Source organism: Bradyrhizobium sp. 142, assembly GCF_023074015.1.
Lineage (GTDB): Bacteria > Pseudomonadota > Alphaproteobacteria > Rhizobiales > Xanthobacteraceae > Bradyrhizobium.
Genome location: NZ_JADPKQ010000424.1, coordinates 1 through 13300 on the forward strand (window position 1 = coordinate 1; position 13300 = coordinate 13300).

The 13300-nt window shown below is 61.7% G+C and carries 10 protein-coding genes, 1 tRNA gene and 1 pseudogene; 7 read left to right on the top strand and 5 right to left on the bottom strand.

Annotation, left to right across the window (positions count from 1 at the left end):
- Positions 1 to 281, bottom strand: a pseudogene (locus IVA82_RS39070) (IS701 family transposase); the annotation flags it as partial.
- A gap of 640 nt (positions 282 to 921) precedes the next feature.
- Here IVA82_RS39070 and IVA82_RS39075 point away from each other — a divergent pair.
- The 4 genes from IVA82_RS39075 to IVA82_RS39090 all read left to right on the top strand — a co-directional run bounded on the left by IVA82_RS39075 (position 922) and on the right by IVA82_RS39090 (position 3564).
- Complete coding sequence (locus IVA82_RS39075; RefSeq protein ID WP_247386544.1) at positions 922 to 1155, top strand: DNA-binding protein; 234 nt, start codon at positions 922 to 924, stop codon at positions 1153 to 1155.
- A gap of 510 nt (positions 1156 to 1665) precedes the next feature.
- Positions 1666 to 2136 carry a hypothetical protein gene (locus tag IVA82_RS39080; protein ID WP_247386545.1) on the top strand — a complete coding sequence of 157 codons (471 nt, stop codon included), beginning with the start codon at positions 1666 to 1668 and terminating at the stop codon, positions 2134 to 2136.
- Positions 2137 to 2290: 154 nt separating this feature from the next.
- A complete protein-coding gene (locus IVA82_RS39085; RefSeq protein WP_247386546.1) occupies positions 2291 to 2887 on the top strand; it encodes a terminase in 597 nt (198 codons plus the stop codon).
- Entirely contained in the window at positions 2878 to 3564 is a 687-nt protein-coding gene (locus tag IVA82_RS39090; protein WP_247386547.1) for a hypothetical protein, read from the top strand. The genes IVA82_RS39085 and IVA82_RS39090 overlap by 10 nt, the downstream gene beginning before the upstream one ends.
- A 560-nt stretch (positions 3565 to 4124) precedes the next feature.
- On the opposite strand, the gene IVA82_RS39095 is transcribed toward IVA82_RS39090, so the two are convergent.
- A tRNA-Gln gene (locus tag IVA82_RS39095) sits at positions 4125 to 4198 on the bottom strand.
- Between the two features lie 305 nt (positions 4199 to 4503).
- Here IVA82_RS39095 and IVA82_RS39100 point away from each other — a divergent pair.
- Entirely contained in the window at positions 4504 to 4866 is a 363-nt protein-coding gene (locus IVA82_RS39100) for a DUF1428 family protein (RefSeq protein ID WP_247386548.1), read from the top strand.
- A 71-nt stretch (positions 4867 to 4937) separates the two neighbouring features.
- Here the strand turns inward: IVA82_RS39100 and IVA82_RS39105 are convergent, their stop codons facing one another.
- The 3 genes from IVA82_RS39105 to IVA82_RS39115 form a co-directional block, all read right to left on the bottom strand.
- On the bottom strand, positions 4938 to 5510 hold the full coding sequence (locus IVA82_RS39105) for an invasion associated locus B family protein (RefSeq protein ID WP_247386549.1): 573 nt from the start codon (positions 5508 to 5510) through the stop codon (positions 4938 to 4940).
- Positions 5511 to 5575: 65 nt separating this feature from the next.
- Positions 5576 to 8722, bottom strand: a complete 3147-nt coding sequence (locus tag IVA82_RS39110) for a multidrug efflux RND transporter permease subunit (protein ID WP_247386550.1) — start codon at positions 8720 to 8722, stop codon at positions 5576 to 5578.
- The gene (locus IVA82_RS39115) at positions 8719 to 9891 is read right to left on the bottom strand and encodes an efflux RND transporter periplasmic adaptor subunit (protein WP_247386551.1); all 1173 of its coding nucleotides are present in this window, start codon (positions 9889 to 9891) and stop codon (positions 8719 to 8721) included. The genes IVA82_RS39110 and IVA82_RS39115 overlap by 4 nt, the downstream gene beginning before the upstream one ends.
- A gap of 397 nt (positions 9892 to 10288) precedes the next feature.
- Between IVA82_RS39115 and IVA82_RS39120 the strand changes: the two genes are divergently transcribed.
- The gene (locus IVA82_RS39120) at positions 10289 to 10528 is read left to right on the top strand and encodes a hypothetical protein (protein WP_247386552.1); all 240 of its coding nucleotides are present in this window, start codon (positions 10289 to 10291) and stop codon (positions 10526 to 10528) included.
- A gap of 225 nt (positions 10529 to 10753) precedes the next feature.
- Entirely contained in the window at positions 10754 to 13300 is a 2547-nt protein-coding gene (locus IVA82_RS39125; protein ID WP_247386638.1) for a TonB-dependent receptor, read from the top strand.

A 13300-nucleotide genomic window follows, 5' to 3' on the forward strand; every position in this document is an offset into this window, starting at 1 on the left:
TCGCGGACGATATCGCGCAGGGCATCAGCGTCCCAATCCCCGCGACCCAGGATCGCCTGCTGCCGCCATGGGCCGGGATCGCCAGCCGCCTCCGCGCGCGTCCAGCCGGTCTTGCGCTGCTCATCTCCGAGCAGACCTTCCAGGAACAAGCCTGCATTCGTCGCCACACGCTCTTGCGTGAACAACGGACGTATCCGTTTCTTGATCTCTCGAAGCGACGCCGCCCACAACGCAAGCGTCTCCTCAACCGACGCGGCCCGCGCCCACGACATTCGAATCATGGTTGCCCATGGATTCAGAAGCCCGCAAACAAAGCAACTGTAATGCTAGGCGCGACCGAACTACTGCCAATCGTGGGTGTGGAAAATGCTGCTTCGCCGACGCCTGGCCCTTTGGCAATTTCCATAAATCCGAAATTAGTTTGACCTTCGACCCGCGATATGGTTTCCTCCCCTCTGGGATTCAACAGGGGCTTGCATCACCATGCTCGACACGATCCCGTGCCAGATATCCTGATTTCATTGCGCTGCGCACTGTCGGCGACCTCGACAAGTATAAGACGGCGGTCGAGAGGTTTGCGGGCGGCGGAAGCCGCGTCCAATTAATGACGTCTCTTCTCGGGCTTGGCATTCCGGCAAATCAGATTCGCCTTCTGGCGAGCTATCCCGGCCAATGGCTGCCGGCCATATGCGCGGAGTGAACAGCGCTTTTCGGCTGGACACAGGGTGGCGTTGACGCCGAGCAGACGCGCGCGGCGTGGTTGCGCGTTAAGTCAATTTTTACTTAGAGCCCTGTAGAATGGCGCCGTTTCCAGACGAATAGCGGAAACCGTTTGCCGGGACGGCACTAGGAGGCGGGACGCCTTAGCGGGTCTGTGAAAGTCGAAGCGCGGGGATGCGCGGGAGCGTTCAGCACACATCTGTGCTCGCCCTGCCATCCATGCAAAGCGAGCACTCAATCGGAGTCTCGCAGATGCACAGCAATCAGCCAGAAGTCGTTTGGGGCGCCCGCGCGATCGCTCAGGTGATCGGCAAAGGTGAAAAGGCGACGTTCGCAATGCTCGAACGAGGGCAACTTGCCGGCGCGCAAAAGGTCGCCGGCCGATGGGCATTCAAGCCGCGCATCTTCTTCTTGATGTTCGAAACTGCCGCATGAACAGCAACGAAATCAACCAGGCTTGTGAGCACGCCTTTTCGCTGCTCAGGGAGCACGTCGAGCGATACCGGACGGAAATCGTCGTCAAGCCGACAGCGTGGCGGACGCGCTGCAAGGAACTCGTCGAAAATCTCGATTGGCGAAGGGAACCGCGCCGTCTTTCCGAGTTTGTCGCGGTCGTTTCGCCCCGTCCAAGCGCGACCAACGGATATTTAAGCTTCTATTCGCATTATAAATTGCTGAGATACCTACATTCTTTCATGCTTGTTGCGCCCATGTTGCGCCTTTGGCCGGCGATGCGGGCTGACGGCGCAATTCGCGGTGCCAAATCGCAAGTGAGTTTGCCCATGGGCAAGACCGGCCCAACGTGTTCAATTTGCAAACACAAGTCTCGACACCAGATCGAGATTGGGCTTGCGCATGGCATCGCACACAACGCCCTCGCCCGACGCTTCAATGTGAGCGCTGATTGCGGTCGGCCGCCACGCTGCCAACCACGTAAGCCCCGCCATGCGCGCGGCGATCCTGACGGCGCAGAAGCCCACCGAGATCGATCTCGAGGCGCTGCAGGCGAGCGAGCAGGAAGGCTTGCTGTCGCAGCTAGTGCATCAGCGCGCACGCCTGCAACAGCATGTGGCCACCGCAATAGACTTCGCCGACATCAAAGCGGCCATCAGTGCGGAGGGGGCCATTACGGCGAACCTGGCCTTGGTCGGCAAGCTGCTCGGAATGATCGTCAATCGCCATGACGTGCGGTCGACGTCGCTCCTGATCAGCGCAGACGACCTGGCGGTGCGCCAGGCGATCGTCAACGCCCTACGGCCGTTCCCTGAGGCAGCGCGGGCCGTCGGTGCCGCCCTGCATCGCCTGGAAAGCGACGCTGCCCACGACATCACGCGGCGCGCCGGCAAGCCGCCCCTGGTCATCGATGCCAAGCCGGTGGCACCCGCGCCATGTCCCGTGCCGGCGCCGCCATGCTAATGGCTACGGACTTCGCCCGCGCCTTGGATCCCGCGCTACTCGCACAGGACGCGGATATTGATCTCGACCCATGGCAGGCCAATTTCGTCCGATCTGACGAGCCACAGATTGCGATGCTCATTCCCCGACAGCACGGGAAAACCGAAGCCGCCTGATGAAGGCGCTTTCGGTGGCCACTGCAGAGCCCGACAGCCTGGTTCTGATCGTCTCGCCGGCGCAACGTCTGTCCGATGAATTCGTACGACGGGCGCGCACCGCCTATGGTCGCATCGAGAATGCCCCGGCGCTGATCGGCGACGCCGCGCGCCGGATCGAACTCGAGAACAAGAGCCGCATCTTGGCGTTGCCCGGTGACAATGATGGCGACACGCTCCGCGGCCTGGCCAATGTGCGCCTCGCGATCATCGACGAGACGTCCCGGTGCTCGGACGCGCTGATCACCGCTGTCCGGCCCATGCTCGCAACAAACACCCGCGGCCAGCTCGTCTATTTGTCCACGCCGAAAGGCAAGCGCGGCGTTTTTTACGAGACGTGGGCCAGCAGCGACCCCGACTGGCACCGCATCCACGTCGAGTTGGGGTCGTGCGACCGCATCACGCCCGAGTTTCTGGCTCGTGAGAGGAAAAATCTCGGTGAGACGAAATTCCGTGAGGAATATCTCTGCGAGTTTCTCGACTCGGACATCGCGGCGTTCAACTCGAGCCTCGTGGAAATGATGTTTGACCCGGAAGTGAGACCGCTATGGAAATGATGACGATGGTTGACCCGTCCGGCTGGCGACGCACCGACGTTCGAGCGCGCGACGAATGGATTGTTGGTCTCGACGTTGGCCAGTCCATCGACCCAAGCGCCATCTGCGCACTCAATTACAAGGTCATCCCCGGCGAGCACGTGCGCGACGAAAGGAACCGCGTGCTGCGCCAGACGAAGATTGAACGCTTCCTAGTTCGACACTTGGAGCGTTTGCCGCTCGGCATGCCGTACCCGCAGCAAATCGAGCATGTTGCGAACCTGCTGGGACGCGAACCCCTGGTTGGCGCAACGTTCGCTTTGGATTTCACGGGCTGCGGCCGGCCCGTCGCCGATCAATTCGAGAGGGCGGGCTTGCGGCCGCAGAAGGTTCTGATCACGGCCGGCAACGAAGTGACGATGAACGGTGGCGACACGCACCATGTGCCGAAGGGATTTCTCGTCTCGGGGCTCGAGTCGCGGATGCATTCGGGAGAGCTAAAGATTGCCGCCGAGCTGACGGAATCGCCGGCGCTCAAAGAGGAATTGCGGGACTTCGGGCGCAAGGTCTCGGAAAGCGGACGTGTCACCTACAATGCGCGATCGGGTGCGCATGACGACTTGATCTTGGCGATTTGCATCGCGCTGTTCATTGCGACGAACAGGCCGACGTTTAGCCGTCAGGAGTTGCAGATTTGACGTTCCTACGGCCGAGTTTGCAATTTTTCGCTGTTTGCTAACGCAGCGATGGCCAACGTGTGATAGTTCCAGCGGGGTAGCCACCGTCCTCGTTCACCGTTCACGGAAAAGGAATTGGCCAGATCAATGAACTGCTCTCGACTATCAACACCGAGAATGGGAGCCAAATTTGCGAAGTATGCTTTAGAATCGGACCGGGCAAAGATCTCAAATGGCGGCCTGAAACGAAACGTAGTGTACAGAAGCGTCTCGGGATTGCTCGTGATCTGGTGACGTCCAACAATACGAGATGAAGGCAACGGGGGTAACCATTCTCGATCTCCAATTTAGCGAATCAACGACCGATAGTGGCACGGCCGTCACGCACGCAGAGCTCGTTTCGCCGGGCTATCCGATCTATTCACAGGCCGTGTTGCGTCCCTTGTTGCGCCGAGCCGCCTTCATTGGACTTGAGCGGTTGAATTTGCACATAATTTTTGCGCAACAGGCGCGACACGAACGCGGCCGAAAAGCAAGCCGTCTCCGGTCAAATAGCACAATGATATCAAACATTTAGAGAATGGCTGGGGAACTAGGATTCGAACCTAGACAAACAGAGTCAGAGTCTGTTGTGCTACCGTTACACCATTCCCCAACGGAATAGCCGAACAAATTCAATTTCTTATTGATTTGTCCGGTCTGTTGCCGGAGGCGCGGTTTGCGCAAATCACGGCTCAGGCGTGGCAGGTTTCTACCCGCTCGCTTCCGGGCTGGCAAGCGCCGCAGTGAAAGGGTGCTCTGCGGGCTGCATGAGGGCAGCGAGCCGGCCAGAAGGCTGGTGCTTCCGCCGCGGTCGAGGCCGCTCGCGACCGTTTGCCTCATCTGAAAAGTCCCTTTGCGGGTCGGATCGCCATGAGCCGCATCGTCCTTGGAGTTCAACGTCACCCAAGGAGATCCGTGATGCCCTATGTCGATGGTTTCGTGCTGGCCGTGCCCAAGGACAAGATCGAGGCTTACACGGCGCTGGCGAAAACCGCCTGCGCGGTCTGGATGGAACATGGCGCGCTCGATTATGTCGAATGCATCGGCGACGACGTTCCCTATGGCGAGCTCACCTCGTTTCCGCGCGCTGTGATGGCGAAAGAGGATGAGATCGTGGTGTTCTCCTGGATCGTCTACCGCGACCGCGAGACCCGCGATGCCGTCAACAAGAAGGTGATGGCCGACCCGCGGTTGAAGTTGGATGGGATGCCGTTCGACGGCAAGCGCATGATCTATGGCGGCTTCACCACGCTGCTTCAGGCGCGCAACGTGACCGGCTGAGCGCGGGGCGCGCCGCCAGCGAGCCGCGTCTCAACGCGCAGATGGCACGGCAGTAAACCGTCGGGGAGCCGTTACTTGATCTTGTCGTAGGCCGCCGCGAAGTCGTTCAGCGGCATCGGGATCGCGATCGTCTCCTTGGCCATGTTCTGGAAGGAGACCTTCAACTGCTTGCCCGATCTCAGGCTGGCGAGCAGATCAGGCGCGATCGGCGTCGAGGCATAGCAGCCGCGATTTTCACAAGTCTGGATCTGGAGATCGACCGCCTTGCCTTCGTCGACCTGGAGCTTTGCGCCAACCGGCAGATTGAGGCCGAGCGGCAATTGCAGCAGCGCCACCGGCGTGCGGGTGTCGGTCGGGATGCGGATGTTGATCAGGACGATGGTCTGGCCGGTCTTGGTCAGCACCGCGTTCTGTTCGATCGCGCATTCGAGCGGCGCGTCGCGGCTCACGCTGGTGCAGCGTGCGATCCAGCCGGGCTGTTGCGTCGGCGTGCCATCGCCCTGCGCCTGCGTCGGAGCCGGCGCGGGCTGAGCGGCCGGGGCCGGTGGAGCCGCGTTCTTCTTGGCGCCCTGCTGGGCGTATGCTGCGCCCGTTGACAACAGGACGGTGGCGGCGAGGGCGACAAGTCTGGATTGCATGGACATGACGTACCGCGCTGGCATGAATCGAGGGCCTCGCTGTACCGTCGCATGACGCACCGTGCAAGCTGCTACTCGGCAGCTTCCTTAACGCTGCCGTGCTCGACCGTTTCGTCGCCTTCGCCGTCACCCGAGCGGCCCCAGCCCGAGAACCAGTTGTTGAGCTTGTCGAGATAGAGATAGACGACCGGGGTGGTGAACAGCGTCAGCGCCTGGCTGACGATCAGGCCGCCGACCATGGCGTAGCCGAGCGGCTGGCGGATCTCGGCGCCGGTGCCATGGCCGAGCATCAACGGCACGCCGCCGAGCAGGGCGGCCATCGTCGTCATCATGATCGGACGGAAGCGCAGCAGCGCGGCCTGGCGGATCGATTCTTCCGGCGTCTTGTGCTCGTCGCGCTCCGCGGCGATGGCGAAGTCGACCATCATGATGCCGTTCTTCTTGACGATGCCGATCAAGAGAATGATGCCAATCAGCGCGATCAGGCTGAACTCGAAGCCGGCAGCCATCAGGATCGCGAGCGCACCGACGCCGGCCGAGGGCAGGGTCGATAGGATCGTGATCGGATGGATGTAGCTCTCATAGAGGATGCCGAGGATCAGATAGACCACGACCAGCGCGGCGAGGATGAGGAGCGGCACGGTGCCGAGCGATTGCTGGAACGCCTGTGCGGTGCCCTGGAAGCTTGAATTGAGCGTCGGCGGCGCGCCGAGATCGGCCATCGCCTTCTGCACGGCCTCGGTGGCCTGGCCGAGCGCGACGCCCTGGGCGAGGTTGAAGCTGATCGTGATCGCCGGGAACTGGCCCTGGTGGCTGATCGAGAGCGGGCGGACCGGGTCGGTGGTCCAGGTCGCAAACGTCGACAGCGGCACCTGCTCGCCGGTCAGCGGCGATTTCAGATAGAGCTTGTTCAGGCTCTCGAGACTACCCTGTATCTCCGGCAGGATCTCCAGGATCACCTTGTAGGTGTTGAGCTGGGTGAAATACTGCGTGACCTGGCGCTGTCCGAAGGCGTCGTACAACGTGTCGTCGATCAGCTGCGGCTGGATGCCATAGCGCGATGCGGTATCGCGGTTGATCTTGAGCTGGACCGTGGTGCCCTGCGTCTGCTGGTCGGTTGCGACGTCGCGCAGCTGCGGCAGGGTCTGCATCTTGGCGAGGATTTTCGGCGCCCATTCGTTCAGCTCGGCGAGATCGGCATCCTGCAAGGTGAATTCAAATTGCGTACGCGTCGGGCGACCGCCGAGCCGGACGTCCTGGGCCGCCTGCATATAGAGACGGGCGCCTTCAACCTTGTCGAACTTTGGACGTAGCCGCGCAATGATCTCCTGGGCCGAAGCTGCGCGCTGGTCGCGAGGCTTCAGGGTAATGAACAGATTGCCATTGTTACCGGCCCGGCCGCTGCCGCCGATCGCCATCGCGACGCTGGCAACGTCGGGATCAGCCATAATGATTGTGCCGAGTTTCTCCTGGCGTCTGACCATCTCCTTGAAGGAAATGTCCTGCGACGCCTCGGCGGTCGCGGTAATCAGGCCGACGTCCTGCTGCGGGAAGAAGCCCTTCGGGATCAGGACGAACAGGTAGACCGACAGCCCAAGCGTGACGAAGAAGATCGCGAGCGTCGTGCGGCGCCAGCTCAGCGCGTGGTCGAGGATGTTTTCGTAGCCGCGCAGCATCGCATCGAAGCAGCGTTCGCTCCACTGGTAGAACCGGCCGTGCCTCACCTCGCCATGAGAGCGCAGGAAACGCGACGCCATCATCGGCGTCAGCGTCAGCGACACGAACATCGAGACGAAGATCGTCATCGCCAGCACGACGGCGAATTCGCGGAACAGGCGTCCGATGATGCCGCCCATCAGCAGCAGCGGAATCAGCACCGCGACCAGCGAGACGCTGATCGACACGATGGTGAAGCCGATTTCCTTCGAGCCCCTGAAGGCCGCGGCCATCGGACTTTCGCCCTCCTCGATGTAGCGCGTGATGTTCTCCAGCATCACGATGGCGTCGTCGACGACGAAGCCGACCGCGATGGTGAGCGCCATCAGCGACAGATTGTCGAGCGAATAGCCGAACACCCACATCAGCGCGCAGGCGCCCAGCAGCGCCAGCGGGACCGTGATGGCGGGGATGACGGTCGCCCAGAAGCTGCGCAGGAAGATGAAGATGACCATGACCACGAGGCCGATGGTCAGGAGCAGCGTGAACTGGACGTCTTCGACTGCGGCGCGGATGGTCGTGGTGCGGTCGCTGATCAGCTCGATCTTGATCGCGGGCGGGATCGCCGCGACCAGGCGCGGCAACGTCGCCTTGATCCTGTCGACGGTCTCGATGACGTTGGCGCCCGGCTGCTTGAACACCACCAGGAATACGCCGCGCTTGCCGTTGGCCCAGGCCGCCTGCTTGGCGTCCTCGGGGCCGCTCACCGCCTGGCCGATGTCGCGGATCCTGAGCGGGCCGCCGTTGCGATAGGCGATGATGACGTCGTTCCAGTCCTTGGACTGCGTGAGCTGGTCGTTGGCGTAGATCGTGTAGGCGCGTCTCTCGCCGTCGATATTGCCCTTGGGGCTGTCGACCGTGGTGATTGCGATCTGGCTGCGCACGTCCTCCATCGAGAGGCCCTTGGCGACGAGCTTGGCCGGGTCGATCTGAATGCGGATGGACGGCTTCTGCTGGCCGCCGATGAAGACCTGGGCCACGCCGGAGAGCTGGCTGATTTGCTGGGCGAGCTGAGCGTCGACCGCGTCGCTGACGCTGGTCAGCGGCAGCGTCTCCGAGGTCGCCGACAACAGCAGGATCGGGGCATCCGCCGGGTTGACCTTGCGGTAGGTCGGCGGCGAGGGCAGGTTCTTCGGCAACTGGCCACTGGCCGCGTTGATGGCGCCCTGCACGTCATTGGCGGCGCCGTCGATGCTGCGGTTGAGGTCGAACTGGATGGTGATCGACGCGGTGCCCAGATAGCTCGTCGAGGTCATCTGCGCGATGCCGGGGATTTGGGCGAACTGGCGCTCCAGCGGCTGCGCCACCGACGAGGCCATCGTCTCGGGGCTGCCGCCCGGCAGGTTGGCGGTGATCTGGATGGTCGGGAAGTCGACCTGCGGCAGCGGCGCGACCGGCAGCAGGGGATAGGCGACGAGACCGACAAAGAGAATGCCGGCCATCAGCAGCGAGGTGCCGATGGGATAACGGATGAAAGGTGCCGAAATCCCGCCCGCGTTCATTCCTGTCGAACCTTGTTCTGGGCCGGATCCGAGCTCGCCACGGCCGTCGAGACGAGGCTTCCGGGCTGGACCTTGAATTGACCGCCAGTAATCACTTGCTGCCCCGGCGTGAGCCCTTCGTCGACCACCGAACGACCGTCGATGGCGTAGCTCACCTTGATCTTGTGGACCTCGGCCTTGTTGTCCTGGTTGACGGTATAGGCGTATAGGCCGTTGGTCGAATGCTGGACCGCATCATCCGGAACCACGGTCGCGTCCTTCAGAGTCCGCACCAGCAGGCGTGTCGAAACCGACTGACCCGGCCACAGAGTGTGGTCCTTGTTGTCGAACACCGCCTTGAGGCGAATAGTCCCGCTGGTCGTGTCGACCTGGTTGTTGATGACCGCGAGCTTGCCTTCGGCCAGCGTTTTCTTGCCGTCGGTGGTGAATGCGATCACCTTGAGCGCGCCGGCCTTCTGGCCCTCAGTGATATAGGGAAGCTGATCCTCCGGCGCTGTGAAGATCACCGAGATCGGCTCGACCTGCGAGATGGTGACAATACCCGTCTGCGTCGAGGCGTTGACGATGTTGCCGACGTCGACCAGGCGCAGGCCGGCCACGCCGGTGATCGGCGCCTTGACCTGCGTGTAGTCGAGCTGGGTCTGAGCATTGGAGATCGCGGCTTCGTCGGCGGCGATCTGGGCATTGAGCTGGGCGACGGTCGAGCGCTGGGTATCGACACGCTGCGCGGTCGCGAATTCGCCGAGCTTCATGGCACGCTGGAGCTCGAGATTGGCGTTGGCCAGATTGGCCTCGTCCTGCGCCTTTTTCGCCTTGGCCTGGTCGAGCGCGGCTTGATAGGGGCGGGGATCGATCGAGACCAGAAGCTCATCCTGCTTGACGATCTGGCCTTCGGTGAAGGCGATCTTGTCGATCTGGCCGTCGACCCTGCTCCGGACTTGTACGGTGTTAAAACCCTGAACAGTGCCGAGGCCGGTCAGGTAGACCGGGAAGTCGACCTTCTGGACCGGTGCAACGCTGACGGGGACGGCGGCCGGGCGCGGTGGCCCCTTCTGGGCAATCTGGGTTTTTCCGGCTTCAGGCGAGCCAAACTTCTGCCAACCATAATAACCCGCGGAGGCCCCCGCCGCGATGATCAGAATCCAGAGGATCGGCCGTGTTTTTTTCATAGCGGCTCGCGTCGGCTTGTAATGCCCAAACCAACGAATTGTGGGGCAATCAAAGGGTTCCAAGGCTTGTATAATACACGCCAAGTTCCAGTGTAAACAGCACTATCAGTTGAGAATCCTAAACAATTGGAAAGCTTTGCACTGCTTAGGCAACCTTGTGCCGCAGCGGTGTGCAGTGCTGCATTTTCCCGCCGCGACCGATCCGCGTGCAAAACTTGGAAAATGCTCGGAGGCGGTGTGCGCTGACCTGTCGAGCCGTCCGCAAAGCCAAAGGAGGTCCAGCGAAGGGACACTTCGCGCACTTTCGCGAGAACGGTTCTAAATCGTCCGCACGGTGTTTAGGTTGCCAAGGAAAACCGGCATCGTTCATATCGGCCTGCCACAACGGGAGCGCAGGATGGACGAACTGAACGGCAAGCTGATCGCGTGTCAGATCTTGATCACGGGACTGATCGCGCGCGTTGCCAACGAGCAGCGCGATCCCTTGCGCTTCCTGACTGACTTCCGCGACGAGATCAAAGCCGTCGTCAGTGGCATCAACATCGCCGGCATGGACAATTCCGATCGCGTGCGTGTGGTCGCGCAGCACACCGTCGACGAATTGTTCTCGCTGATGAAGGCGCCAAGCAGCGATTGACAGCGAGCGCGTCGCCGAGTGTTGCGGTATCTTTCGCGCCGATTTTAGAACGAATCCAAGTCACGGTTTAGAACGATTTCAAACTGCAGTTTAGAATCGTTTTGATCTGGACTTATTCAAGCCTTCTCGCGGGTTGCTCGCATTGACCCGCTATTTTGCGGCCGATACCAACACCCCATCGTTCGTCGAAGTGAACGAGCAAACAAGAAGATGGGGCGTGTTGTAATGGGGCAGGTGGTCGCACCGAAGTCGTTGCGTTTGGTCGCAGCGTTCGATTCGATGGATGAAAGATCGTCGGGTGGTTCTGGCAAGACGGTCTCGGCGGTTGCGAGCCTGATCGCAGTGGCGTCGGTGTCGACCGGCGCCCAGGCGCAGCAATCGAACCTGCCGCCGGTGACGGTCGACGCTCCCGTCGAGCGTCCGCGTCCGGCCGCCTCGAAGCCGACCGCCGAGCAGGTTCGTGCGCGCAATGCGCTGCGGCGCGCGGCGCAGCGGCAGCAGGCGGCGCAGGCCCCGATCGTCAATACCAACGGACCGGCAGCAGACCGCAATCCCTATGCGGATCCCGCTGCGCCCTACAAGGTCGATCACGTGCAGGCCGGCGGCAAATTCCCGGAGAAGCTGGTCGACACGCCGAAGTCGATCACCGTTCTGAGCAAGGAAGTGCTCGAGGACAAGAACGCCACGACGCTGAAGCAGGCCATTCTCAGCACGGCCGGTGTGACGTTGGGCACGGGCGAGGGCGGCAACGCCTTCGGCGACCGCTTCTTCATCCGCGGCTTCGATGCCCGCAACGACATCTTCATCGACGGTGTGCGCGATTCCGGCGTCAGCGTCCGCGAGAATTTCTTCACCGAGCAGGTCGAGATTTTGCGCGGTCCCGGCTCGACCTTTTCCGGCCGCGGTATCGCCGGCGGTGCGATCAACATCGTCACCAAGCAGGCGACGACGGAGACGAGCTTCTACAACATGGACACCACGTTTGGCACCGATCACGCCAAGCGAGTGACGCTCGACGTCAACCAGGTGATCAACCCGACGCTCGCCGTTCGCGCCGGCGGCCTGTTCCAGGACGCCGATGTCGCGGGACGCAGCTATGTCACCGACAATCGCAACGGTGCTTTTGTCGCCACGACCTGGAATCCGACCGATGCGATCAAGGTCACCGGCAACTATATCCACACCGAATTGACCGGCATTCCCGATTTCGGCGTGCCTTACTATCGGCCGAGCACGTCGTCGACCGCCGGCGGCCCGTTCCCGGACTTCGGCGTCAACCGCAACAATTTCTACGGCTTCGTCAACCGCGACTTCTTCCGGACCGGCCAGGACATTGGCACCATCAATGCCGAGGTCCAGATTACGCCCGACCTGATGCTCAGCAACAAGATCCGGGACTCGCGCTCGACCCAGAACTATATCGGCACGCTTCCCGAAGCGCCGTCGCTGAAAAATCCACTCTCGGCCTCGACCCTCAGCGCCAATCCGCAGAGCCGCTTCCAGGTCACCGACGTATTCGCCAACCAAACCGAGGCGATCTACAAATTCAACGACGACGCCGGCTTCAAGCACACCCTGCTCGGCGGTGTCGAGTACGACCGCGAGCGCTCGTCGATCGACAGATACACCGGTCTCAGTTCCGAGCAGGCGACCGGCACCCCCTTCAGCGGCAGCGGATCGAAGAGCGACGTCAGCGTGTTCTATCCGCAATACACCAATCTTCCGTTCCCGATACCAGGAGGCCTCACCGGCCTGCCGACCAAGATCGGCATCGACACTGTCAGCGGCTACGTCATGGATAGTGCGAACTATCGCGACCTGGTGATCCTCAATGGCGGCTTCCGCTATGACGATTACAGCATCAAGACGTCCGGCTATGCCGCAAGCGGCGCCCTCGGCCAGCAGTCGGCGGAGTTCCTGGTCCCGAACTTCAATCTCGGCCTCACCTTGAAGCCGTTGCCGAACGGCAGCGTCTACGTGGCCTATGCGACCTCGGCGAATCCGGTTGGCGCCGAGTTCGACGGCACCAGCACGGCCTATGGCGGCCTCAACCCGACCCTTGCCGGCGGCAACACCCAGATATTCGGGCCGGAGAAGAACAAGGCCATCGAGGTTGGCACCAAATGGGAGCTGTTCGACCGCCATCTGCTGCTGACGGCGGCGCTGTTCCAGACCGAAAAGGAAAACGCCCGCGAGTCGCAGAACGTCGGCAATGCAGTCGCTGCCGTTGCGCTTGGATGTTCGTATCCAGCCGGAACGACCGGCAACATCTCCTGCATCACGGCCGGCGCTTCCTACCGCATCCGTGGCATCGATCTTGGCGTCGGCGGCAAGATCACAGACAAATGGAGCGTGTTCGGCGGTCTCGTTCTCATGGAGTCGGAGGTCACGAAGTCACTCGCTCCATCGGCGAACAGAACGCTTTACCCAACCAATGTCGGGCGGCCGCTCGCAAACATCGCGCATCAGTCGTTCAGCATGTTGACGAAGTACCAACTCACCGATGTCTGGGAACTGGGCGGACAGGCGGTGTACCGCTCGAAAATCTACGGCGGCACCTTGCTTGCGGCCAACCAAGGCACGTCGATCCCGAGCTACTGGCGGTTCGACGTGTTCGCGGAGGCGAAGATCAACAAGAATTGGCAGGTCAAGCTGTTCGTGAACAACATCTTCGACAAACGCTACTACGATGCGCTGTACCAGAGCGCTGCACCGTTCGTGTTGGAAGCACCAGGGCGCGCCGCCTACCTGGTGCTCTCGGCACGCTACTGA